17 protein-coding genes are annotated in these 24,949 nt (G+C 63.0%); 10 read left to right on the top strand and 7 right to left on the bottom strand.

Features of this window, described 5'->3' with window-relative positions; genetic code table 11:
• Window positions 1-93: 93 nt before the first annotated feature.
• The gene (grpE, locus tag QCE49_RS01815) at window positions 94-696 is read right to left on the bottom strand and encodes a nucleotide exchange factor GrpE (RefSeq protein WP_008351471.1); all 603 of its coding nucleotides are present in this window, start codon (window positions 694-696) and stop codon (window positions 94-96) included.
• Window positions 697-1,056: 360 nt separating this feature from the next.
• Here grpE and QCE49_RS01810 point away from each other — a divergent pair, with 360 nt between their 5' ends.
• Entirely contained in the window at window positions 1,057-1,218 is a 162-nt protein-coding gene (locus QCE49_RS01810) for a hypothetical protein (RefSeq protein WP_008351472.1), read from the top strand.
• On the opposite strand, the gene QCE49_RS01805 is transcribed toward QCE49_RS01810, so the two are convergent.
• The 3 genes from QCE49_RS01805 to hrcA all read right to left on the bottom strand — a co-directional run bounded on the left by QCE49_RS01805 (window position 1,190) and on the right by hrcA (window position 3,830).
• Window positions 1,190-1,597 (bottom strand): RNA-binding S4 domain-containing protein, encoded by a 408-nt coding sequence (locus tag QCE49_RS01805; protein ID WP_008351473.1) that lies wholly within the window; start codon window positions 1,595-1,597, stop codon window positions 1,190-1,192. The two genes, QCE49_RS01810 and QCE49_RS01805, sit on opposite strands and share 29 nt — an antisense overlap.
• A gap of 25 nt (window positions 1,598-1,622) precedes the next feature.
• A complete protein-coding gene (hemH, locus tag QCE49_RS01800; protein WP_250433715.1) occupies window positions 1,623-2,690 on the bottom strand; it encodes a ferrochelatase in 1,068 nt (355 codons plus the stop codon).
• Window positions 2,691-2,813: 123 nt separating this feature from the next.
• Window positions 2,814-3,830: a heat-inducible transcriptional repressor HrcA gene (gene hrcA / locus QCE49_RS01795; protein WP_008351475.1), complete on the bottom strand. Its 1,017-nt coding sequence runs from the start codon at window positions 3,828-3,830 to the stop codon at window positions 2,814-2,816.
• Window positions 3,831-4,016: 186 nt separating this feature from the next.
• Between hrcA and QCE49_RS01790 the strand changes: the two genes are divergently transcribed.
• Both QCE49_RS01790 and recN read left to right on the top strand, forming a co-directional pair.
• Window positions 4,017-4,913 carry an NAD kinase gene (locus tag QCE49_RS01790; RefSeq protein WP_008351476.1) on the top strand — a complete coding sequence of 299 codons (897 nt, stop codon included), beginning with the start codon at window positions 4,017-4,019 and terminating at the stop codon, window positions 4,911-4,913.
• Between the two features lie 30 nt (window positions 4,914-4,943).
• Window positions 4,944-6,596 carry a DNA repair protein RecN gene (recN, locus tag QCE49_RS01785; RefSeq protein ID WP_034470661.1) on the top strand — a complete coding sequence of 551 codons (1,653 nt, stop codon included), beginning with the start codon at window positions 4,944-4,946 and terminating at the stop codon, window positions 6,594-6,596.
• 9 nt (window positions 6,597-6,605) lie between these two features.
• On the opposite strand, the gene glnE is transcribed toward recN, so the two are convergent.
• On the bottom strand, window positions 6,606-9,404 hold the full coding sequence (glnE, locus tag QCE49_RS01780) for a bifunctional [glutamate--ammonia ligase]-adenylyl-L-tyrosine phosphorylase/[glutamate--ammonia-ligase] adenylyltransferase (RefSeq protein WP_175979811.1): 2,799 nt from the start codon (window positions 9,402-9,404) through the stop codon (window positions 6,606-6,608).
• A gap of 182 nt (window positions 9,405-9,586) precedes the next feature.
• Here glnE and QCE49_RS01775 point away from each other — a divergent pair, with 182 nt between their 5' ends.
• The 4 genes from QCE49_RS01775 to aroG all read left to right on the top strand — a co-directional run bounded on the left by QCE49_RS01775 (window position 9,587) and on the right by aroG (window position 17,796).
• Window positions 9,587-13,912: an AsmA-like C-terminal region-containing protein gene (locus QCE49_RS01775; protein ID WP_309805647.1), complete on the top strand. Its 4,326-nt coding sequence runs from the start codon at window positions 9,587-9,589 to the stop codon at window positions 13,910-13,912.
• Between the two features lie 55 nt (window positions 13,913-13,967).
• Window positions 13,968-14,798 carry a carbon-nitrogen hydrolase family protein gene (locus QCE49_RS01770; RefSeq protein WP_034470653.1) on the top strand — a complete coding sequence of 277 codons (831 nt, stop codon included), beginning with the start codon at window positions 13,968-13,970 and terminating at the stop codon, window positions 14,796-14,798.
• Window positions 14,799-14,925: 127 nt separating this feature from the next.
• Window positions 14,926-16,392, top strand: coding sequence for a metalloprotease TldD (tldD, locus tag QCE49_RS01765; protein WP_008351481.1), 1,467 nt, complete (start codon window positions 14,926-14,928; stop codon window positions 16,390-16,392).
• A gap of 330 nt (window positions 16,393-16,722) precedes the next feature.
• On the top strand, window positions 16,723-17,796 hold the full coding sequence (gene aroG, locus QCE49_RS01760) for a 3-deoxy-7-phosphoheptulonate synthase AroG (protein WP_250456587.1): 1,074 nt from the start codon (window positions 16,723-16,725) through the stop codon (window positions 17,794-17,796).
• Window positions 17,797-17,895: 99 nt separating this feature from the next.
• Here aroG and QCE49_RS01755 read toward each other — a convergent pair whose 3' ends face one another.
• Window positions 17,896-19,764 carry a DUF4209 domain-containing protein gene (locus QCE49_RS01755; protein WP_250456588.1) on the bottom strand — a complete coding sequence of 623 codons (1,869 nt, stop codon included), beginning with the start codon at window positions 19,762-19,764 and terminating at the stop codon, window positions 17,896-17,898.
• Between the two features lie 233 nt (window positions 19,765-19,997).
• Window positions 19,998-20,558, bottom strand: a complete 561-nt coding sequence (locus QCE49_RS01750) for a cob(I)yrinic acid a,c-diamide adenosyltransferase (RefSeq protein ID WP_250456589.1) — start codon at window positions 20,556-20,558, stop codon at window positions 19,998-20,000.
• Between the two features lie 157 nt (window positions 20,559-20,715).
• Between QCE49_RS01750 and QCE49_RS01745 the strand changes: the two genes are divergently transcribed.
• The 3 genes from QCE49_RS01745 to glcE all read left to right on the top strand — a co-directional run bounded on the left by QCE49_RS01745 (window position 20,716) and on the right by glcE (window position 24,946).
• Complete coding sequence (locus tag QCE49_RS01745; protein ID WP_250456590.1) at window positions 20,716-22,134, top strand: FAD-binding oxidoreductase; 1,419 nt, start codon at window positions 20,716-20,718, stop codon at window positions 22,132-22,134.
• Window positions 22,135-22,235: 101 nt separating this feature from the next.
• Entirely contained in the window at window positions 22,236-23,747 is a 1,512-nt protein-coding gene (locus QCE49_RS01740; protein ID WP_033536577.1) for an FAD-linked oxidase C-terminal domain-containing protein, read from the top strand.
• Between the two features lie 110 nt (window positions 23,748-23,857).
• Window positions 23,858-24,946, top strand: a complete 1,089-nt coding sequence (gene glcE, locus QCE49_RS01735; RefSeq protein WP_008351489.1) for a glycolate oxidase subunit GlcE — start codon at window positions 23,858-23,860, stop codon at window positions 24,944-24,946.
• Window positions 24,947-24,949 lie beyond the last annotated feature (3 nt).

The following is a 24,949-nucleotide window of genomic DNA, read 5'->3' as shown; positions in this document are numbered from 1 at the left end:
GTCAGTTTCGATTTCAAGACCCTGCAAACGATGCGGTCTATAAGTTTTTTTGTGCGGCGACCGACACGGCCGGCACGTACGCCGCGAGACCGATTACTTCGGCGCGGCGACGGTCACGAGCGCCGGACGCAGCACGCGGTCGGCGATGACGTAGCCCTTCTGCAGCACCGTGACGACAGTATTCGGGTCTTGTTCCGCCGGAACCATCGAGATGGCCTGATGGCGATGCGGATCGAATTTTTCGCCGACCGGGTTCACCGCGATCACGCGGCCTTTCTCCAACGCGCCCGTCAGTTGACGCAGCGTCAGTTCGACGCCTTCGCGAACCTTGGCGACATCCGTCGACTGGTCGGCGAGCGCGGCTTCCAGGCTGTCGAGCACCGGAAGCAGGTTCTCCGCAAAATTTTCGATGGCGAATTTATGCGCCTTCGCGACATCTTCCTGACTGCGGCGGCGCACGTTCTCGGTTTCGGCCTTCGCGCGCAGGAAGTCTTCCTTGAGCGCGGCGATGGTGGCCTGCGCTTCGGCGAGCGCAGCTTCGGCCTCATTCGGCGCGGCTTGCGGCGCGGCGGCGGCATCAGCCGGTGCGCCTTGGGACGCGGGAGCCGCCGCGCTGGTCGGGTCGGCGGACTGGCGCGCGTTATCGTCGGCGGGCGTTGCGTTCTGGCTCGCTGGATTCTCTTGCGTGTTTTCCATGTCGCTGAATATGTATTGCAGTGAGTTGAATCGGCTGCGAAAGCGGCCAGACCGAAAGTCGGACGCATTTTTCGCACTAACGGCCGAAATGAGGGCGCCGAAAGCTTTTTCAAGCCTTCGAAACGGTTTTTCGGACAAATCTCGACAGCAAGGTGGCGCCGCAATGGCTCGTAATACACACTTCGCCGCGGCGCGCGATTTTCGGATTGAGGGAAAGCCCTGAGTCGCCTACACTTCAAAAAAGCAGCGCAGGACGCACGTTAACCCTAATCCTACGAATTGCTTCAAACCGCTTTCAGCCCTTGCCCGTTTCCTGATCCGGCCGCCTTCTGACCGGGCAACCCGCTTCCCGGGGATACCATGAAACTGACCTTTGCTATCGCGGTGGTCGCCCTGGTACTCGTCGCGGGAACGACCACCATCTGCATGTCCGGCGTCGTGACCGAACGTACCACCGAGTACGGCGGCGTTCACGCGACCATCGAAAGCTACTTCAATCCGAACGAGAAAATTTGTCGATAGTGCGCCGGTCGCGCTTCGTCGGCCTTCCCTGCAGTTCCGCTGCGGGCTCGCGGAAATTCTTGCGGCGCTCGGCCTCGGCCATGCGTTTCGCACGGCCTTCCCCGGTTTCGGCATAGAGCGTCTGGGCGACCGGCGCCGGGCCGCGCACATCGCATATCCCGAGCACTTCAACCTGCCACACCAGCCGTTCGATATCGATCTCGACGATATCGCCGACGCGCACGTCCTTAGACGGCTTCACATTCGCCCCGCCGATCTTCACGCGGCCTTTCTCGACCGCATCGCTCGCGAGCGAACGCGTCTTGAAGAAACGCGCTGCCCAAAGCCACTTATCGATGCGCAAACGCGCGCCAGGTTCCGTCGAAATCTTGTAGTTCATGGGTAAATGCCTGAAAAAGCCGCGCTCAGGCCACTGCGGTGAGCGGCTGCACAGTCTGCACGGGCCATCCCTGAAGATGTTGCGCGGCGATCTCGCCCAGTGCCTTGATCCACGCGGGCGCTGAGTTCAGGCAGGCAATCCGGTGAAAATGCTTGCCGCCCGCCTTCAGAAATTCGTCGCGCACCTCGATGCCGATTTCCTCGATCGTCTCGAGACAATCCGCCGTGAAGCCGGGACAGAACACGTCCACACGAGAAACGCCGCCCGCGCCGAGCTCCGCGACCGTCGGCGCGGTGTACGGCTGAAGCCACTCCGCCCGCCCAAAGCGCGACTGGAACGTCACGCGGCATTCAACCGGCGTAAGCCCGAGCGCGGCCATGAGCAACGAACCGGTCAGCTGGCACTGGTCGTGATACGGATCGCCGAGATCCATCGTGCGCTTCGGCACGCCGTGGAAGCTCAGCACGAGCTTGTCGCCCGCGGCGAAATCCGGCTGGCCGTGATGCCGCCAATAGTCGCGCACCTGCTCCGCGAGCGCCGCGATATACGCCGGATGATCGGCGTAATGGCGGATCGTGCGGATTTCCGGCTGATTGCGCACGCGCTTGAGCGCGGCGAACGCGTCATCGAACGCGGTGGCCGTCGTGGACGACGAGTATTGCGGATACATCGGCAACAGGAGAATGCGGTCGGCGCCTTCGAGCTTCAGCTGATTGAGCATCGCGCCGATGCCCGGCGTGCCGTAGCGCATCGCATAGTCGACGATGACGTGATAGTCGTTCGCCGCGAAGAGCCGCCGCAAGCCGTCGACCTGCTTTTCCGTATGCACGCGCAGCGGCGAGCCTTCGGGCATCCACACTTGCGCGTACTTCTTCGCCGATGCGCGCCCGCGAAACGGCAGGATCAGGCCGCGCAGAATGAATTGCCACACGAATGACGGAATTTCGACGACGCGCGGATCGGACAGGAATTGCGCCAGATACTTGCGCACCGCCCGCGGCGTGGGCGCGTCCGGCGTGCCGAGATTGATCAGCAGCACCGCGACGCGATGCGAAGCGCTGGGCTGCGAGGGCAACTCGAGGTCGAAACGCATAAGGGAAGCGAGCCTGAAGATGGTCGTCGGAAAAGTTGAGGACCATTATAGCGGCGCGTTTCCGGACGCATCATTGGCCGAACGGCCTAGTGGCGCGCTCTTTCGCGGCGCGCCAAGATGGCGTCACTGATGACTGAGCGACATCGACAGCAAACGCGCGGTGATATCGACGATCGGAATCACGCGGTTGTACGCCATGCGCGTCGGGCCGATCACGCCGAGCGTGCCGACGATCTTCCCGTTGACCTCGTATGGCGCCGTCACGACGCTCATTTCCTCGATCGGCACGAGATTGCTTTCTCCGCCGATGAAAATCTGCACGCCTTGCGCGTGACTCGATACATCCAGCAATTGCAGGAGGCTCGTCTTTTGGTCGAACAAATCGAAAAGCTTGCGCAGCCGCGCCATGTCGGACGAAAGGTCCGCCACTTCGAGCAGGTTGCGCTCGCCGGAAATCAGCACGGTGTCAGTGGGGTCCGTCTCGGCGGTGCTCGCGACCACGGCCGCCTGCATGAGCGCGGTCATGTCGCCGCGCAACTGGTCGATTTCCTCGCGCAAACGGCGGCGTACTTCGTCGAAGGACAGGCCCGCGAAATGCGCGTTGATGTAATTGGAGGCTTCTACAAGTTGCGAAGGCGAATAGTCGCGTTGCGTGGCCATCATGCGGTTCTGCACGTCGCCTTCGGGCGTCACGATGATGAGCAGAATGCGCTTGTCCGACAGCCGCATGAACTCGATCTGCTTGAACATGTGGCTCCGGCGCGGCGTGAGCACGACGCCCGCGAACGAAGACAGATTGGACAGCACGCTCGCCGCCGCCGCGACGATCTTCTGCGGCTCCTCGCCTTGCAGGCGAGTCTTGACCGCGGTGGTCATGGCCTCGTCTTGCGGTGCTTCTACAGTCAGCATCGTGTCGACGAAGAGCCGGTAGCCGCGCGGCGTGGGAATGCGTCCCGCCGACGTATGCGGGCTCGCGACCAGCCCGAGGTCTTCGAGATCCGACATGACGTTGCGGATGGTCGCGGGGCTCAGTTCGAGGCCGGAATGACGTGATAACGTGCGCGAACCGACCGGCTGACCTTCGGCGATGTAGCGCTCGATCAACGTTTTGAGGAGGGTTTGTGCACGTGGGTCTAGCATGGGGAAATTTTAGCTCAACGTGTCGGATAGCGGCGAGCCGCGCCGGGTGGTCGGCATTCAACGTCCGCTCCATTCTAGCGACAAACGGCGAGCCTGCCCGCGTCATGCCGCACGGTCTCGTCGCGGCGCGCCCGGCGGCCATCGCCCACGGTTCTTTTCGCTCTCTGACTATGGTGTAATGCCGGCATGGAAATTGGCCAATTCAAGACCGTCGCCCTCGTGGGGCGCACCAACACGCCGGGCATCGAGGCGCCGCTGAGATCGCTCGCCGATCTCCTCAGGAGCCAGGGCTTCGAGGTCGTCTTCGAGGCGGGCACCGCGAAGGACGTCGGCGTGACGGAGTTCCCGGCGCTCTCCATCGCGGAGATGGGCGCGCGCGCGGACGTTGCAATCGTGCTCGGCGGCGACGGCACGATGCTCGGCATCGGACGGCAGCTCGCGCCGTATAAAACACCGCTCATCGGCGTGAATCATGGCCGGCTCGGCTTCATCACCGACATTCCGCTCAAGGCGATGCAGGAAATCGTCCCGCAAATGCTCGCCGGCCAGTTCGAGCGCGAGGAACGCAGCCTGCTCGAAGCGCGCATCGTGCGCAACGACAAGCCGATCTACCACGCGCTCGCGTTCAACGACGTCGTGGTGAATCGCAGCGGCTTCTCCGGCATGGCGGAGCTGCGCGTGTCGGTGGACGGCCACTTCATGTACAACCAGCGTTCCGACGGACTGATCGTCGCGACGCCGACCGGCTCGACCGCCTACGCGCTGTCGTCGGCGGGGCCGATCCTGCATCCGCAATTGCAGGGCTTCGTGCTCGTGCCGATCGCGCCGCATTCGCTGTCGAACCGGCCGATCGTGCTGCCCGACGATTCGAAAGTGACCATTCAGATCATCGGCGGTCGCGACGTCAACGTGAACTTCGACATGCAGTCGTTCACCGCCGTCGAACTGAACGACGCGATTGAAGTGCGGCGCTCGAAGCATACGGTGCCGGTGCTGCATCCGGTCGGCTACAGCACGTACGCCACGCTGCGCAAGAAGCTGCACTGGAACGAGCATCCGTCGCAGGATTCGTCCGCTCTCTGATCTGCCAGAACTTCCTTCCCCGAAGCGTCCATGCTCCGTCATCTTTCCATTCGAGATTTCGTCATCGTCGCCACGCTGGATATCGATTTCGATCCAGGCTTCACGGTCTTTTCGGGTGAAACCGGCGCGGGCAAGTCGATCCTCATCGACGCCCTCGCGCTCACGCTCGGCGCGCGCGGCGACGCGAGCGTCGTGCGCGCCGGTCAGGCGCGCGCCGACATCACCGCCGAATTTTCGACGCATCCGCTCGTCGTGCGCTGGCTGGACGAACACGCGCTCACGCAGGACGCCGATTCGGTCATGCTGCGGCGGGTGATCGATTCGGGCGGCCGCTCGCGAGCGTTCATCAATGGCACGCCCGCGACGCTCGCGCAGTTGCGCGAAGTCGGCGAAATGCTCGTCGATATCCACGGCCAGCACGCGCATCAATTGTTGATGCGACCGGACGCGCAACGCGAACTCTTCGACACGCACGCGCAGTTGCTCGACACGGCCGGCGCGGTGAATCGTGCGTGGCGAGCGATGCGCGACGCGCAGCAAGCCGTCGAGACCGCCCAGAATCGCGACCGCGAGCTGCAACTGGAACGCGAGCGTCTCGCGTGGCAACTGAGCGAGTTCGACAAGCTCGCGCCGCAGCCCGGCGAATGGGAAGAAGTGAGCGCGGAGCATCATCGGCTGTCGCATTCGGCGAGTCTCATCGACGGCGTGCAGGGTGCGCTCGGCGCGCTCTCCGAATCCGACGAAGCGATGATCTCGCAGCTCGGCGCCATCATCTCGAAGCTGCGCGGCCTGTCCGATATCGATCCCGCGTTGAACGACGTGCTCGCGTCGCTCGAACCGGCGGAAATCCAGTTGCAGGAAGCGTCGTATTCGCTATCGCACTACGCGCAGCGGCTGGAGCTCGATCCTGACCGGCTCGCGCAAGTCGAAAGACGCATGGAGCAACTGCACTCGACCGCGCGCAAGTTCCGCCTTCAACCCGAAACGCTGCCGGAAGAACACGACGCGCGCCGCCGCCAGCTCGCCGAACTCGATGCCGCCGCCGATCTCGATGCGCTCAACGCCGCCGCCGAGAAAGCGAAGAGCGAATATCTCGCGCAAGCCAAGGTGCTGTCCAAGGCGCGCGCGAAGGCCGCGAAAAATCTGTCGAAAGCGGTCACGGAAGGCATGCAGGAACTGTCGATGGCAGGCGGCAGCTTCGAGGTCGCGCTCGTGCCGCTCGCCGAAGGCGGCGCGAACGGGCTGGAGCAGATCGAATTCCGCGTCGCGGGACACGCGGGCGTCGCGCTGCGGCCGCTCGCGAAAGTCGCGTCGGGCGGCGAACTGGCGCGCATCAGTCTTGCGCTCGCCGTCATCGCGAGCACGGCGAGTCCGACGCCCACGCTCATCTTCGACGAAGTGGACACGGGCATCGGCGGCGGCGTCGCGGAAGTGGTCGGGCGTCTGTTGCATCAGCTCGGCCGCGACCGTCAGGTGCTGTGCGTCACGCACTTGCCGCAAGTGGCCGCGCGTGGCGATCAGCATTTCCAGGTCGCGAAATCGTCGGACGATGCGGGCGGCACGGTGAGCACGGTAAAGCAACTCGATCGCGCAAAACGCGTGGAAGAAGTCGCGCGCATGCTCGGCGGTCTCGAAATCACCGCGACCACCCGCAAGCACGCGAAGGAAATGCTGGCGGCTTAAGCATCCGCGTCAGCCCGCCGACGCCACTGCGAACACGCGGTCCCACAGCGCCGTCACCGCGTCGCGTTCGGTCTGAACCGTGGCCGGATCGACGCGCGCCTTTTCCATACCGTCGAGCCGCAGCGTGTGCTGCAGCTTGCGGTACTGGCGATACGCCGCGCCGATCGCATCGGCTTCTGCTTCGGCGATCAATCCGCTTTTCGCGGCGATCTTCAACAGCGTGATATTCCCCGCGTTGCGCAGAAACTCGCGATGCTCGCGCGCGTGCAGCAACACCCAGTACTGAACGATGAACTCGATATCGACCATGCCGCCGCGATCGTGCTTCAGATCGAACAGGTCGCTGCGATTCGGATGGCCATCGGCGACGCGCTGGCGCATCGACACGATCTCGCGCGCGAGCGCGGCCGCGTCGCGTTCCATGACGAGCACGTCGGCGCGAATCTGCTCGAACTCCGCGCCGATTTCGGCATCGCCCGCGCTGTAGCGTGCGCGCGAAAGCGCCTGATGCTCCCAGACCCACGCCGTGTTCGCCGCGTCGCCCTCGCGAATCTGATAGCGGCGAAACGATGCGAGGTCGGTCACGAGCAGGCCCGATTCGCCATTCGGCCGCAGACGCAAGTCGACGTCGAAGAGCGTGCCCGCGCCCGTCGCCGACGTGAGCCACGTAATGAGGCGGCGCGTGAACATCGCGTAGATGTCGGAGGCCGCGTCGTCGGGATCGTCGTACAGAAAGATGAGGTCGAGGTCCGACGCGTAGCCCAGTTCCTTGCCGCCGAGCTTTCCGTACGCGATGACCGCAAAGCGCGGCGTCTCGCGATGCCGCTTCGGGAACTGCTTCCACACGGTCTGCACGGTGACGTCGAGCACGGCGTCGGCGAGTTCGGAGAGACGGTCGCTCACGTGCTCGACGCTCAGATGCCCGGCGAGATCGATCAGCAGAATGCGAAATACTTCGGCCTGATGCGCGTGACGCAGCAGATCCATTTGATGTTCCGCGTCCTCGGCGGCATCGAGCCGTGCAATCAGCGAGCGTTTGAACGCGGCCCAGTCGAACGGGCTGGCGATGGCTTCGTCGTCTAGCAATTCATCGAGCAATTGCGGATGGCGGATCAGATAGCCCGCCGCCCAGCGCGACCCCGACAGCACCGAGAGCACGCGCGCGAGCGCCGCCGGATATTCGGTCAGCAGCGCGAGATACGCGCCGCGCTTGGCCGTCGCTTCGAGCAGATCGAAAAGCCGCATGATGGTGTCGGCGCGGCGCGGCGCATCGATCGACTGCACGGCTTCTATCGAGCGTTGAGCGACGATATCGAAGCGTTCGCGGCTCTGCGACGGCAAGCCGGCGTAACGCGCCGAATTCCACACGCCCGTCAGACGTGCGAGCACCGGCGCCGGGTCCGCGAAGCCGAGTTCCATGAGGCGCGCGGCGAGCTCTTCCTGCGCGGAATCGTCGGCGAGCGCGCCGCTCCAGATCCACGACGCCACCGAATCCTCCGCGACGCCGCAGCCGCCCTGCCCGCTCACCTTGTCGGCGAAGATCGCGTCGAACTGCTGCTCGACGAGCTCGCGATGCGCGTCGAGTGTTTCCATCAGCGCGGCGTAGTCCGCGAAGCCGAGCGATTTCGCGAGCAACGCGCGCTCGTCGTCGGCGACGGGCATCGCGTGCGTCTGTGCATCGTTGCGGTATTGCAGCCGATGCTCGACCGTGCGCAAAAAGAGATAAGCGTCGGACAGCGCCTTGCACACCTGCGGCGCGAGCAGGCCATGCGCAGCGGCGCGTTCGAGCACCGCGAGCGTCGGACGAATGCGGAAATCCGCTGCCTGTCCGCCGCGAATCAACTGAAATACTTGCGCGCTGAATTCGATCTCGCGAATGCCGCCGCGCCCGAGCTTGATGTCGTCGGCCTTGTCGGGGCGCATCGACGCGCGCCGCCGCGCTTCCTGCCGAATCTGCTGATGCAGCGAGCGGATCGCGGCGATCACGCCGTAATCGAGATAGCGCCGGTAGATGAAGGGCGTCGCGATGGCTTCGAGCTGCTTCGCGAGACGCTTCGCCGAATCGCTCTTCGTCTCCGAGATGAGCCGGCCCTTGATCCACGCGTAGCGCTCCCATTCGCGGCCCTGCACGTAGAAATACTCTTCGAGCATGCCGAGACTGCACACGAGCGGGCCGGAGTCGCCGTTGGGACGCAGCCGCATGTCGACGCGAAAGACGTAGCCGTCTTGCGTCATTTCCGCGAGCGCGCCGATCAGCCGCCGGCCGAGCCGTGTGAAGAATTCCTGCGTCGGGAGTGCCGAGCGCGTGCCGCCCGAGGTTTCGCCGTCCTCTTCGTAGACGAAGATCAGATCGATATCCGACGATGCGTTCAGCTCGCGCCCGCCCAGCTTGCCCATGCCGACGACGCCGAGCGTGAGCCGCTCGCCGTCCGGTCCGCGCGGCTCGCCGAAGAGCGCTTCGAGATCGGCCGACAGCACCGCCAGCGCGCGCTGCACCGTGACTTCGGCGAGATCGGTCATCGCGCCGGTGACTTCGGCGACATCGGCGGTGCCCGCGAGATCGCGCTCCATCACCGTGCAGAAGACTTCGGTCCGCAAGCGGCGCAACGCGGTCTTGAGCGCGGCTTCATCGAGCACGCCGCTTTCGGTGCAAGGCGTGCAGTGCGCGTCCAGCCGCGCTTCGATCCACCCACGCGTGATGCGCGTCTGCGCCCATTGCGCGACATTCGACGCCAGTTCGGGACGCGCCGAGTACGCGCGCGCCGCATAGTTGGAATAATCGGAACTGAGAAGAGTTGCGTCGGTCATGAAAGGTTAGGTTCGCTCATTGCTTCCGGAAAGGCATCGCGGTATAACACCGCGCCGCAAGTCTTGCCGGGCGCGGCTCAGCGAGCCTCCACGAGTGCGCAGGCAGCGGCCGTCGCCGCAATGCCCGTGTTACATTTCAGCGTCAAACACGCAAAACTACCATATCGCCGAACAGCAGCAGCATGTCCGACAGCAGACGATCCGTCGACCCGACCGAAGTTGGACAAGCCAGGCCCAGCGGCAACGCCGAGCGCGTGCTTGCGCGCGTCTTCAAATTCCTTCTCGTCATTGCGGCCATCGCGTATTTCGCGGTGGCGGGCGTGTATGTCGGCCTGCGCTATATCGTCATGCCGCAGGTCGATTCGTTCCGGCCGCGGATCGAGCAACTCGTCTCATCGCAGATTCACGCCCAGTTGCGCATCGGCAGGATTTCCGCGCGATGGTCCGGGCTCTCGCCGACGATCGATATCGACAACCTGCGCATCGACGCCGCCGATGGCTCGCCGGGCCTCGCCGTGCCGCACGCGAGCGCGAGCATCGCGTGGGGATCGCTGCTGCATCTGCGGCCCAAGCTCGCCGATCTGACCGTCGACGGACCCGATGTCATCATCGCGCGCAACGCCGATGGCGCGGTTACTGTCGCGGGCGTGCCGATTCCCACGCATCGCACCGGTTCGAACGCATTCACGACCTGGCTGCTCGGCCAGGACCGCATTCTTCTGCGCGATGGCACGCTGCGCTGGCGCGACGCGCAGCGCGCCGCGCCCGAGATCGCGTTCAAGCGCCTGCACCTCGCGATCGTCAACGACGGCGCGCGTCATCGGCTTGCGCTCAAGGCGCCCGCCGATGGCGACGTGCTGCACGGCCCGCTCGATTTCCGCGCGGACTTCGGTCATCAACCCTTCTCGGCGATGGGCGCGCCCGCGAACTGGACCGGCCGTCTCTACGTTTCGACCGGTCCCGTCGATCTGCCGACGCTCGCGCGCTACGTGAAGCTGCCGTTCCAGATGTACAGCGGCCGCATCAACAACCAGATCTGGCTGAACTTCGCGGGCGGCCAATTGCAGAACGCGACCGGCGACCTGACCGGCGCGAACGTCGCGCTGCGCACGCGCCCGACGCAGCCGCGCCTCGATCTTCCGATCGCCAGCTTCAACTGGAACATCGACAAAAGCGACAACGCGTACACGCTCGATCTGCGCGACCTGCACGCGGAGTTCGGCCAGTTGCCGCTCGACGACGGCACGCCGGTCGCGCGTCTGCTCGTGTCGCGCGCGCTGACGGCCACGTACCGGCTGCCTTCGGTCGGCAAGGGGCAATTGCTGCGGCTGACGGGCGATAGCGTCGATATCGGCATCCTCGCGGAATTCGCGCGTGCGCTGCCGCTGCCGGCGAAGATCCTCAACGAGCTCGTGCGCTTCAATCCGCGCGGCCAGGTGTCCGATTACACGATCTACACCGAGCGCGCCGCGCCGAAGACCGAGGAAGAAGCGCAGCAGCAGCGCAAGAAAGGCGACGCGCCGCTTCTGCACTACGCGTTCAAGGGCGATCTCAACGGCCTGAGCGTGCAGGCGCAGGAGCCGCCGCCCGGGCTCACGATCAACAACCATCCGCGCGCCGGCATTCCGGGCGTCGAGAATCTGTGGGGCAGCGTCGACGCGAACGAGAAAGGCGGCCACATCACGATCGACACGAAGAACGTCGCCGTCACCGTTCCCGGCGCGTTCGACGATCCGCGCCTCGTCTTCGATTCGCTGCAAGGCCGCGCGCGCTGGACCGTCGCCGATGCGATCGCGCCCGGCGAACTGCGCCGCGCGTTCACGCTGCATCTGGAGACGCTGCGCGTGAAGAACGCGCATGCCGAAGGCGAGGCCACCGCGGACTACTGGAATCAGGGCCACGGGCGCGGCAATCTCGATCTGAAGGCGAAGGTCTCGCATCTGAAAGTGACGAGTCTCGTGCGCTATCTGCCGACGAGCCTCAACGAGCGCGTGCGCGTCTATCTCGGCCATGCGCTGCAGGCGGGCGTCGCGAAGAACGGGACGATCGAAGTGCACGGCGATCTCACGCGCTTTCCGTACGCGAAATTTCCCGATGCGGGCATCTTCCGCATCGAGGCGCCGTTCACCGGCGGCAAGTTCGATCCCACGCCCTTCCCGCCGCGCAAGATGGCCAACGGCCTGCCTAACTTCTGGCCGGCGTTCGAGGGTATCGACGGGACGTTCACGCTCGCGCAGAACAAGCTCGGCTTCGATATCGGCCGCGGGCATTATCGTGGCGTGAAGGTCTCGAAGGTCGTCGGGCGCATCGACGATACGGGCAATCGCGAAACCAAGCTGTGGATCGACGGCAAGGCGCGCGGCCCGCTCGCCGACATGCTGAAGTACGTCGACGACAGCTCGCTCGGCCTGATGGCGAAGCACGCGACCCGCAAGATCGACGCAAAAGGCAACGCGGATCTCGCGCTCACGCTCGGCATTCCGCGCTATCGGCCGCCCGCGCCGCAGCCGCCGATCAAGCCGGAGTACAAAGGCTCGCTCACCTTCGCCGACAACGAAGTCAGGTACGCCAATCTGCCGCCGCTCTCGCATCTGCGCGGCCGTGCCGATTTCGCCGCGAAAACCGTCACGCTCAATGGCCTCTCGGCGCAATTGCTCGGCGGCGATGTGCACGCCAAGGGCGGCGTGCAGGCAGACGGCAGCTATGCGTTCGACGTGAACGGACGCATCGGCGCGGATGCCGCGGGCCGCCTCAACAAGCCGATGACGCCGCAAGTCGCGGCTTTCATGAAGCGCATCGACGGCGCCGCGCCTTACGAGATGCACGTTCACGGCGTCAAGAACGCGCTGCCGGTCGTGCAGGCGAGTTCGGATCTGACCGGACTCGGCATCGATCTGCCCGCGCCGTTCGGCAAGGCGAAAGGCGCGCCGATGCCGCTCACCTTCAGCTTCCAGCCATCATCGGGCGGCGCGCCGGATCTGCATGACGCGCAGTTGAACGTCGGCCCGGTGGCCGCGCATTACGTGTTCCGACAGATCGGCAAGGCTCAGGTCAAGATCGATCCGCAGAACGTCGCCGAGCCGATGAACATGCGCGCGCGCGTGAAGGTCGTGCGCGGCGCGATCGGCCTGAACAAGCCGGCGGATTTGCCGGCCGAAGGCGTGAGCGCGACCGCCGATCTGAACGAATTCGATGCCGATGCCTGGCGCAAGACTTTCGCCGAACTCAGCGCCGCGATGCCTGACTCGCCCGCCGACTCGCCCGCCGACGCGAACGCGCCGCGCGCACCGATGAGCGAGAACGTGAAGCAATTCATCCCAACGCGCGCCGCCATCCATTTCACGACGCTCAATCTGCTCGACCGGCGCTGGGAGAACGTCGCGATTGCCGCGAGTGAAAGCGAGACCGATCGCACATGGCAAGCGAACATCGCGTCGAATCAGATGTCGGGCGATGTCTCGTGGACGCCCGGCGCGAAGAAGGAAAGCCCCGGCGCGTTGCAGGCGCGCTTCGCGAAGATCGTGATTCCGGAGAAGAAGGAGCACGATGCGGCCGGCAAGCTCGTGATGAAGCCGCCGCGCAACATGCCGACGATCGATCTCATCGTGAACGAGATCGTGTTCCGCGACCACGACCTCGGCCGGCTCGAAGTCGACGCACATAACGAAGTCATCGCCGATGAGCCGATCTGGACGCTCGACAAACTCGAACTCGCGAACCCCGACGCGACGCTCACCGCGAACGCGACGTGGCGCACGCTGCCGGGCGGCGTCGTGCAGGCCGCCGCGCAACCGGACGCGATGCGCAGTCAGGCCGATGACGTCACTCCGCGCCGCACGTCGCTCAACTTCAAGCTCGACGTGAAGAACGGCGGCCAGTTGATCGACCGTTTCGGCGCGCCGCACGTGGTCGGTTCGGGCAGCGGAACCGTGTCGGGTCACGCGGCGTGGAACGGCGGGCCGACGGCCGTCGACGTGAACACGCTCGATGGCAACGTCGCCGTCGATCTGCGTCACGGGCAGATTCTGCGTGCGCCGGGCTCGGCGAAGTGGCTCGGCGTCTTCAGCCTGCGCAGTCTCGCGAGCCTGTTGACGCTGCATTTCGAGGATGTCGTCGGCAAGGGCCTGCCGTTCGAGAAGATCACCGGCAACGCGACGATCGTCGATGGCATCAGCCGCACGGACGACTTCCTGATGGTCACGTCGCCGGCGCGCGTGCAGATGCAGGGCATCGTCGATATGCCGAAGCAGACGCAAGACCTCCACGTCAAGGTGATTCCGACCGTCGGCGCCGGCGCGGTCGCACTGGGCGCGGCGGTCATCAATCCGCTGCTCGGCCTCGGCGCGCTCGCCGCCGATCTCGCGCTGTCGGCGTCGATTCAGAAAGCGTTCGCGCTCGACTATTCGATCACCGGCTCGTGGAGCAAACCCGTCGTTAAGCGGCTCACTGGCGATCAGGGTAAGATCGAAACACCCCCCGCCGCCGTGGCTCCGGCCGCTGCCCGCTGAAACGGGCGTTCGGCGGCGCGGTTTTCGTCCCCTTTTTAGACAGCGCACCCAAGACATGAGCGAAAGATCGAGCGAAAGCGCGGCCCCGTTTCAGGTCGCCGCGCTGCAGATGGTCAGCGCGCCGGACCGCGACCGGAATCTCGCGGACGCCGGACGGCTTATCGCCCAGGCTGCGCGAAGCGGCGCGCAACTGGTGCTCCTGCCCGAATATTTCTGCTACATGGGTTTCAAGGACACCGATAAGCTCGCGATCCGCGAAACGCCGGGCGACGGACCGATCCAGCGGTTCCTTTCCGACGCGGCGCGCGAACACGGCGTATGGATCATCGGCGGGACGTTGCCGTTGCAGTCGCCGGAACCGGATCGCGTGATGAACACGACGCTCGTCTTCGATCCGCGCGGACAGCAGGTCGCGCGCTACGACAAGATTCATCTGTTCAATTTCGAAAAGGGCGAGGAATCGTTCGACGAAGCGCGCACGATCTTTCCGGGGAACGAAGTACGCTCATTCGACGCGCCGTTCGGACGCGTGGGATTGTCGGTGTGCTACGACCTGCGCTTTCCGGAGTTGTATCGAAAGCTCGGCGATTGCGCGCTGATGGTCGTGCCATCCGCGTTCACTTACACGACCGGCCGCGCGCACTGGCAGACGCTGCTCACGGCGCGCGCCGTCGAGAATCAGTGTTACGTGCTCGCGGCGGCGCAAGGCGGCAATCACGAGAACGGAAGGCGCACGTGGGGTCACAGCATGCTGATCGATCCGTGGGGCGAAATCGTCGATGTGAAGGATGAAGGACCGGGCGTCGTGATCGGCGGCATCGATCTGAAGCGCATCGCCGCCGTGCGACAGAGTTTGCCGGCTTACCGGCATCGCGTGCTCCGTTGAAGCACGCGCGAACTTGAAGACGCGGGTTTCTCCCCGCACATGATGTGAGCGAATCGGAACGTAGAATAGGCTGCAAATCGTCTGCAAATATCATCGAACTCGTCACAGAACACGCAATAGGCACCGCATGAATATCATCGAACCCGGCATTCGTAACCTGGTCACGGCGAAGGACGTTTTGCTCACGCCCTACGGCCTCGACGAAGGCCTGATCACCCGCACGCTGGCGGAAATCTTCACGCATCGCGTCGATTACGCGGATCTCTATTTCCAGTCCACGCGCAGCGAAGCGTGGAGTCTCGAAGAAGGCATCGTCAAATCGGGCAGTTTCAGCATCGATCAGGGCGTCGGCGTGCGCGCCGTGTCGGGCGAGCGCACCGCGTTCGCGTATTCCGATGACCTCTCGCCCGAATCCATCCGTCAGGCCGCGATCGCCACGCGCGCGATCGCCAAGGCGGGCGGCGGCAAGCACAAGATCAAGCCGGCGAGCACGCTTACGGGCGTGTCGGGCCGCGATCTTTATCTCGCCGCCGATCCGCTGCATTCGCTCGACGCCACCGCCAAGGTGAAATTGCTGGAACGCGTCGAGCAAATGGCGCGGGCGAAAGATCCGCGCATTACGCAAGTGATGGCCGGCATGGCCGGCGAATACGATGTCGTGCTGGTCGCGCGCAGCGACGGCGCGCTCGCGGCGGATGTGCGCCCGCTCGTGCGCGTCTCCGTGACGGTGATTGCCGAGCAGAACGGCCGGCGCGAAATCGGCACCGGCGGCGGCGGCGGACGTTTCGACTACGGCTATTTCACCGACGCGATCCTGCAGAAGTACGTCGACGACGCCGTGCATGCCGCGCTCGTCAATCTCGAAGCGCGCCCTGCTCCGGCCGGCGCGATGACCGTCGTGCTCGGGCCGGGCTGGCCCGGCGTGTTGCTGCACGAGGCGGTCGGACACGGCCTGGAGGGCGATTTCAACCGCAAGGGCTCGTCGGCGTTCGCGGGACGCATCGGCGAGCAGGTCGCGGCGAAGGGCGTCACCGTCGTCGATGACGGCACGCTGCCGAATCGGCGCGGCTCGCTCAATATCGACGACGAAGGCAATCCGACGCAGTGCACGACGCTGATCGAAGACGGCATTCTCAAGGGCTACATTCAGGATTCGCTGAACGCGCGCCTGATGAAGATGCCGGTGACGGGCAACGCGCGCCGCGAATCGTACGCCGCGCTGCCGATGCCGCGCATGACCAACACGTACATGCTCAACGGCGACAAGGATCCGCAGGAGATTCTGGCGTCGGTGAAGAACGGCCTGTATGCGGTGAACTTCGGCGGCGGTCAGGTCGATATCACCAACGGCAAGTTCGTGTTCTCGGCGTCCGAGGCGTACATGATCGAGAACGGCAAGATCACGTATCCGGTGAAGGGCGCAACGCTGATCGGCAGCGGGCCTGAGTCGCTCAAGTACGTGACGATGATCGGCAACGACATGTCGCTGGATAGCGGCGTCGGCGTCTGCGGCAAGGAAGGACAGAGCGTGCCGGTGGGCGTCGGTCAGCCGACGTTGCGTATCGAGAAGATGACGGTCGGCGGCACGGTCTGATGGTTCATGCGGGATTTCCGCATCGGATGCGTGTCTTTGCTGTGTCGCCGCATGATCCGATGCGGATTGTCCGCGTTCTCGTAGCTGCGGGGTTGTCAACGCCGTGCGTTTGAGGTTATAAAAGCAGTCACAACTTTTTTGACACGCCTTCGATCCATCATGTCCGCCAAGTTTTATTTTTATTTTTTTTGGCATCTCAGACCGCTGGCGGATCGAGAGGGTGAGTCGTACACAGGTTGAAAGACCGAATTCCCGAGAAAACCGCCAGCGAGCCTGGCGGTTTTTTTTCGTCTGATAGTTTGATTAGAACGCTGCCGTTGGAGAACCGACATGCCCCCGCACAATACCGATGACGTTCGTATCCGTGAACTGAAAGAGCTGACCCCGCCCGCGCATCTGATCCGCGAATTCCCCTGCGCCGAGCCGGTTTCGGAGCTGATCTATAACGCGCGGCAGTCGATGCACCGCATTCTTCATGGGATGGATGACCGGTTGATCGTCATCATCGGACCTTGCTCGATTCATGATCCGAAGGCCGCTATGGAATATGCGGGGAAGTTGATCGAGCAGCGTCGTCGCTTTGCGGGTGAGCTTGAGATCGTGATGCGCGTGTACTTCGAAAAGCCGCGTACCACCGTTGGATGGAAGGGGCTCATCAACGATCCGTATATGGATAACAGCTTCAAGATTAATGATGGGTTGAGGGCTGCGCGGGAATTGCTCATGCATGTCAATGAGCTTGGGCTGCCGGCTGGGACCGAATACCTCGACATGATTAGCCCGCAGTACATCGCCGATTTGATTTCGTGGGGAGCGATTGGGGCTAGGACGACGGAATCGCAGGTTCATCGGGAATTGGCTTCGGGGCTGTCCTGTCCTGTTGGGTTCAAGAACGGTACTGATGGGAACGTGAAGATCGCCGTCGACGCGATTAAGGCGGCTTCGCAGCCGCATCATTTTCTTTCAGTGACCAAGGGCGGGCATTCGGCGATCGTTTCTACCGCGGGGAATGAGGATTGCCATATCATTTTGCGCGGAGGGAAAGCGCCTAATTATGATGCTGCGAGTGTGGATGCGGCTTGCTCGGATATCGGGAAGGCGGGGTTGGCGGCGTGGTTAATGATCGATGCGAGTCATGCTAATAGCTCGAAGAAGCATGAAAATCAGATTCCGGTTTGTGAGGATATTGGTAAGCAGCTTGCGGCTGGAGATGAGCGGATTGTCGGCGTGATGGTGGAATCGCATCTCGTTGCCGGGCGGCAGGATTTGAAGGAAGGGTGCGAGTTGACGTATGGGCAGAGTATTACCGATGCCTGTATCGGGTGGGATGAGAGTGTCGGCGTGCTTGAAGGACTGGCGGAAGCGGTGAAGCAGCGGCGGGTTGTGAGGGGTGGAGGCAATTAACTGATTTGCTCGGCATTGTGCGGGCTTGCCGACGCACAATGCCGATTTGTTCCGACTCCAGCATTTCCAAACCACATACTACGACTATGATTGCGTAGGTCAGGTCGATATTGGCCCTTCGTCGTCCGCTGTCTCCCCGTTCTGCGTTGCATTCCAAAAGGGGAGGAAGACAAGCTTCAGGCAGAACCACCAGGCGTAGATGGAACCTGCAGAAAAGCAGTCATCCTCGTTCAGTAAGCCATGAGCGAGTTCGTTGCGGATATTCCACCCCAACGGATCGCAGAAGAGCGCGCGCATTTCGAACGCGAGGTCGTTACCAAAAACCTGCTCTAACTCTGGCAATTCCAGGAGTGTACTCAGCCCATTCTCATTCTCAACGCCGTTTCTAGCAACATTCGTCGTCTTAGCGCCTGCCGCTTTGAGTTGGTATCGAACTACGTGCTCGACTTGAGGTACCAACAGATGTAAAGCGGCAGCAAAGTCATTATCGAATCCGGCATACAAACCTCGTCCAAACATTTCGGCTCGATCCGCCGGAACGATCGGTGACTTATATGCCAGCGCTGCGAAGTCGGCGCGACGCAGTCGATGCTCAAGCCTTATCATGTCGAGTGCCGGTAAAATGAGCGCTTGCGTTACCAGACCTAATTGCATTCTGTACTCGCGCATCATCTCAGCATGGACCGCCGCATCATGATCATCTGAGCCGTGGTCTCGTGGCCCAGCACCGGGCCGCTTTGCGATTACTCTACCGTCGCGCGAGTAATAAACCGCGGCAAAAAGCGACAACAACGGGAATTCTTTGAGGCTTTGCTCGGATCGTTTACGCAGCTGTTCAGCACCTATCCCTCGTGTAACGTTCACAAACGCATTTAACGCATCCAGCGGCGCCTTTCCTTTCACGAGATCTGTTGCACGGTCGATTATCTCCGTAACATCAATCGGGTCCGAGCGAAGCACGTGCATCTCACCTAATGCCCCAGCGCCCGCTCTAGTCAACTTTTCGTGCACTTCGGCGATCCGCTTCTCGACAGCGTGTTGACCCCTAAGCGCGCCGGGGATTCGGCGATACGATTGTATAGCCTTCTCATAAAAATCTGCCGCGACCATGTTGCTGGGTACATATGACGATAGTGCTGCATCCGCTTCAGCCTCCCATGCTTTGGCGAGATTCGCGAGCATTTGCGCCGAGCTATTTTTATCCCCCATCGCCGAGAACCAATGCTCCGCTTCTTCAAAATATGTCCGGCTTGCATGAAACTCGTTTTTCTCTCCAAGGACGAACGCAATTGCCCCCGGACTCTCGGAAATAGCATAAGCAGCAGCTGTCCCAAATCGATTTTGCCTCATAAACTCTGCCAGCCAGAAGGCCATGAATCCATCGCTCGCATCGAGTTGGAGAAAACGCGCCAGGGCAGCCGACTCAATAGCTTGCAGATCCTTCTCCGCGGTTCGCCTAAGCATCCTCGCCAAGCTTACGGCGCGACGCCAGCAGTCATCTCCACCAGCAATCCAAGTTTCAAGCCTCAACGGAATCGTTACGTAGGCGTTGATGGCCATCAACGCAAACTTCGGATTCGGCGGCCTCAACGTGAGCCAAGCGAGGTCCGATAACCTTGCTCTTAGCCAAGGGTTGTCTACGAAGTCAACGAAGCTAGCGAGTAGGCTCAGGTCTTCGATCGAAAAGTCCGACGGAAGCGCGGAACGCCTTCCATCGGTTAGCGACAACATCGGCCTGAATGGCTCATTGATGCTCATCGGTGCGAGCATCATCGAAGTCGCATGGGCTAGAAGCCTCAAGCACTCACCCTTTCTTAAGTCTTTCTCTCCAACTGCGGACGTGGCGGCGTTCGAAAAATCTTGGAAAAGACCGGTATAACCTTTGCAAAGGTTATTTTTTACGATTAACTCCCATCCGCAGCCTCTCATCTCCGCGAGCGTCATTGCCGGAGCATTTTCGCTGTGCATGATGTAGTCGCGCCCTCAGTGTTGTATTGGTTATCAATGACCACAGAGTACTCCGATTTTCTAGTCGGAGTGGCGACAAAATCGCACAGGAAATAATTTCAGAGAATACCGAATCGACGTCTAAACTCAACGCAAAAGGGCTCAGCGTGGAGAATCATGGTTATTCTCTTTGGAAAACTACAAAAGGCTTCAATAAGCAACACGGCGTGACGTATATGCCAATATGGCCGCCTTCACATAGGTGATTTGATGTGAATCCAGAGGATGTCCTCGCCGCCATCCGCGCGATTAAGTACTCGCGCAAGAACAAATAAAAGATCGGATAGTCGATTCACATACCTCCGCGGCGCCTCATTAACCCCAGCTGTTTCAATGCGCCCCAACGCGACAATAGCCCTCTCTGCCCGACGGCAGACAGTGCGCGCGACATGCGCCAGCGCCGCCGCCCTTGACCCACCCGGCAAAATAAATTCCTTGAGCGGCGGCAATGTCGCGTTGTACTCCTCCAGCCACGCGTCTAATTGAGCGAGATGCGATTCCTGAATCATCGAATGCCCCGGAATCGACAACTCGCCGCCGAGATCGAACAAATCGTTCTGAATCTGAGTAAGCGCATCCCGAACATCTGAAGGCATCGGCTCACAAAGCAAAACGCCGATACACGAATTCAACTCATCCACATCCCCGATTGCAGCAATCCTCGCATCGTCCTTGGAAACGCGGCTTCCATCGCCCAGCCCGGTCGTTCCATCATCGCCGGTACGCGTGGCGATCTTGCTCAAGCGGTGACCCATCATCGACTCCTGAAAAGCGGACAAAAACCCCGACCCATTATAGGCACGCGCCTCCGCGCGAAGCCCGCGGCGCCGACCGGCTCCCCGACGGCGTAAAATGAGATACAAAGCCACGCCCAGAACAGAAACCAAAGCCGCACCGCCCGGAGACACGCACGTGAATCACCCGACCGAACATCAGGCGCTTCAGAAACGCCCCTTCCCCGCCGCGCTTCTCGATGCCCTGAAGCAGCAATTCGCCGACCGCGTCTCCACTGCGCAAGCGGTGCGCGAACACCACGGCCGCGACGAATCGCCGTTCGATCCGCAACTTCCCGATGCCGTCGTCTTCGCGCGCAGCACCGACGAAGTGCAAGCCATCGTCAAGCTCTGCGCCGAACACGACGTCCCGATCATCCCCTACGGCAACGGCTCGTCGCTCGAAGGCCATCTCCTCGCGGTGCAAGGCGGCGTCTCCATCGATTTGTCGGAGATGAACCAGGTCGTCTCGATCAACGCCGAAGACCTCACCGTCACCGTGCAGCCCGGCATCTCGCGCAAGCAACTGAACGAAGCGCTCAAAGACACCGGCCTCTTCTTTCCGATCGATCCGGGCGCGGACGCGAGCATCGGCGGCATGTCCGCGACGCGCGCCTCCGGCACCAACGCCGTGCGCTACGGCTCGATGCGCGAGAACGTCCTCGCGCTCACCGTCGTCCTCGCCGATGGCCGCGTCATCAAAACCGGCACGCGCGCGCGCAAATCGTCGGCGGGCTATGACCTCACGCGTCTTTTCGTCGGCTCGGAAGGCACGCTCGGCGTCATCACCGAAATCACCGTGCGCCTCTATCCACAACCCGAAGCGATTTCGGCGGCCGTGTGCGCGTTTCCGTCGATGGGCGACGCCGTGCGCGCCGTCATCGAAACCATTCAGATGGGCGTGCCGATCGCGCGCGTCGAATTCGTCGACAAGCTCGCCGTGCGCGCCATCAACAAGCATTCGAATCTGACGCTGCGCGAATCGCCGATGCTGTTCTTCGAATTCCACGGCACCGAATCCGGCGTCGCGGAACAGGCGCAAACGGTGCAGGACATCGTCGCGGAAAACAAAGGCGAGGACTTCGAGTGGGCGACGCGCCCCGAAGATCGCAGCCGTCTCTGGAACGCGCGCCATTCCGCCTACTTCGCGATGCTGCAACTGAAGCCCGGCTGCCGCGCCGTCACGACCGACGTCTGCGTGCCAATCTCGCGCCTCGCCGAATGCGTCGAGGAAACGGAGAAGGACCTGCAAGGCTCGTACTTGCCGAGTCCGATCGTCGGGCATGTGGGCGACGGCAATTTCCACGTCGCGATGCTGCTCAATCCGGCCAAGCCCGAAGAGCTCGAAGAAGCCGAGCGCATCAATCGGCTCATCGTCGGACGCGCGCTGAGGATGGGCGGCACCTGCACCGGCGAACACGGCGTCGGGCTGCACAAGATGGGCTTTCTGATCGACGAACACGGCGAGGACGCCGTCGACACGATGCGTGCCATCAAGCAGGCGCTCGATCCGAAGAATCTGATGAATCCGGGGAAAATCTTCGCTTTCGAAGGCTGACGAAGTCGCGCAAGATGCACGCATGAAGACGCGGCGCCGACCGCGCGGTCATCGAACAAGGAGGAGACGTGAACGCACCCGACGAGCTCAAAGCCGAGCAGATGTCGCCGAATCTGCCGCACGAAGACGCGCCGGCGCTGACCGAAGATCAGCTCGCCGCGCGTCAGCGTGAAGTCGTGCAGGCGCTGATGGCCGTGCTGCCGACGCACTGTCTGCTCTTTCGCGAGGAAGACACGGCCGCGTACGAATGCGACGGCCTCGCCGCGTATCGGCGTTTGCCGCTCGCCGTCGCGCTGCCTGAAACTGAAGCGCAGGTGCAGCGCGTCGTGCAGATCTGCGCGCGTCTCGCCGTGCCGATCGTTCCGCGCGGCGCGGGCACCGGCCTCTCCGGCGGCGCGATGCCGATCCGCCACGGCATCGTGCTGTCGCTCGCGCGCTTCCGGAAGATCATCGAGGTCGATCCGTACGCGCGCACGGCGACCGTGCAACCGGGCGTCCGCAATCTCGCCATTTCGGAAGCCGCCGCGCCGTTCGGCCTTTACTACGCGCCCGATCCGTCGTCGCAGATTGCGTGCACGATCGGCGGCAACGTCTCCGAAAACTCGGGCGGCGTGCACTGCCTGAAATACGGGCTCACGGTTCACAACGTCCTGCGCGTGCGCGCGGTGACGATGGACGGCGATGTCATCGAATTCGGCTCGCTCGGCCCCGATGCGCCCGGCCTCGATCTGCTCGCGGTGATGATCGGCAGTGAAGGCATGTTCGCGATCGTCACGGAGATCACCGTCAAGCTGATTCCGAAGCCGCAGACCGCGCAAGTCATCATGGCGAGCTTCGACGATGTCGTGAAAGGCGGCAACGCGGTTGCCGCGATCATCGCGGCGGGCATCATCCCGGCCGGACTCGAAATGATGGACAAGCCCGCGACGCGCGCCGTCGAGGAATTCGTCAACGCGGGCTACGATCTCGACGCCGCCGCGATCCTGCTATGCGAATCCGACGGCACGCACGATGAAGTCGCCGAGGAAATCGTCCGCATGACGGCGGTGCTGCGCGAACACGGCGCATCGCGCATCCAGATCTCGCGTTCAGAAGCCGAGCGCCTCAAGTTCTGGTCGGGCCGCAAGAACGCGTTTCCGGCGGCCGGCCGCATCTCGCCGGACTATTACTGCATGGACGGCACCGTGCCGCGCCGCGCGATCGGGCCGCTGCTCGCGCGCATCGAAGAGATGGAGAAGAAGTACGCGCTGCGTTGCATCAATGTGTTCCATGCGGGCGACGGCAACATGCATCCGCTGATTCTCTTCAACGGCAACGATCTCGACGAGTGGCATCGCGCGGAAGCGTTCGGCTGCGACATCCTGGAGGCGTGCGTCGAACTCGGCGGCACGGTGACGGGCGAGCATGGCGTCGGCATCGAGAAGATCAATTCGATGTGCGTGCAATTCTCGCCCGAAGAGCGCGACGCGTTCTTCGCCGTGAAGCGCGCGTTCGATCCGCCGGGTCTGCTCAACCCCGACAAGGGCATTCCGACGCGCGCGCGCTGCGCCGAATACGGCAAGATGCACGTGCGCGGCGGCCTGTTGCCGCACCCCGAGTTGCCGCGCTTCTAGCCGGGAGAACGCGTTCCGCTATCCACGTTTCCCCGCGTGTGGCGCCGTTAAGCGGCCGGTACAATCGACCGGACTGCCATAGAAAACCAGAATTCGAGAGCGGAACACCCATGGAACAGGACGACGTCGTCGCCGGCTGGTCGGAGAGGATCGCCCGCGCCACAGAAACCGGCACGCTGCTGCGTATCCGCGGCGGCGGCACGAAGGACTGGTACGGTCAGACGCTCCAGGGAGAGATCCTCGACACGCGGGCGTATCGCGGCATCATCGCGTACGATCCGGCGGAGCTCGTCATCACCGCTCGAAGCGGCACGCCGCTCGCCGAAATCGAAGCCGCGCTGCGTGAGCACAATCAGATGCTGCCGTTCGAGCCGCCGCATTTCGGGCGCAACGCGACGCTCGGCGGCTGCATCGCCGCGGGGCTTGCGGGCCCGCGACGCGCATGGACCGGCGCGCCGCGCGACTTCGTGCTCGGCGCGGTCGTCATGAACGGCCACGGACAAGTGCTGCACTTCGGCGGGCAAGTCGTGAAGAATGTCGCGGGCTATGACGTGTCGCGCCTGCTCGCCGGATCGCTCGGCACGCTTGGCCTGATTCTCGAACTGTCGATCAAGGTGCTGCCGCGCCCCGTCGCCGAAGCCACGCTGAAATTCGACATGCACGCGACAGACGGCGTGCGCAAGCTCAACGAATGGGGCGGGCATCCGCTGCCGATCTGCGGCAGCGCGTGGCGCGACGGCACGCTCGCGCTGCGTCTCGCGGGCGCCGAAGCAGCCGTGAAAACCGCGCGCAACACGCTCGGCGGCGAGGTCGTCGATGCGGTCGAAGCCGACCGATTCTGGATCGGCATGCGCGAACAGACCGATCCGTTCTTCGCTGTCATCGAACCGCGTTCGGCGCTGTGGCGGCTCGCTTTGCCGTCGATCGCCGAGCCGCTGCATCTGCCGGGCGCGCAACTGATGGAATGGGGCGGCGCGCAACGCTGGTGGATCACCGACACCGATCCGCAAACCGTGCGCATCAGCGCGAAACAGGCGGGCGGCCACGCGACGATCTTCCGCGCCGGCTCCGCCTACGATCGCAATGCAGGCGTTTTCACGCCGCTGCCGGCGCCGCTCATGAAAATTCACCGTGGATTGAAAGTTGCGTTCGATCCGGCGCGCATCTTCAATCGCGCGCGTTTGTATCCAGACTTCTAGGCG

Origin of the sequence: Caballeronia sp. LZ008 (assembly GCF_031451435.1) — a bacterium.
In the GTDB taxonomy this organism is placed as follows: Bacteria; Pseudomonadota; Gammaproteobacteria; order Burkholderiales; family Burkholderiaceae; genus Caballeronia; species Caballeronia zhejiangensis.
Note: the sequence above shows the minus strand (reverse complement) of the source record. Positions and strands in the feature narration are given on the sequence as shown.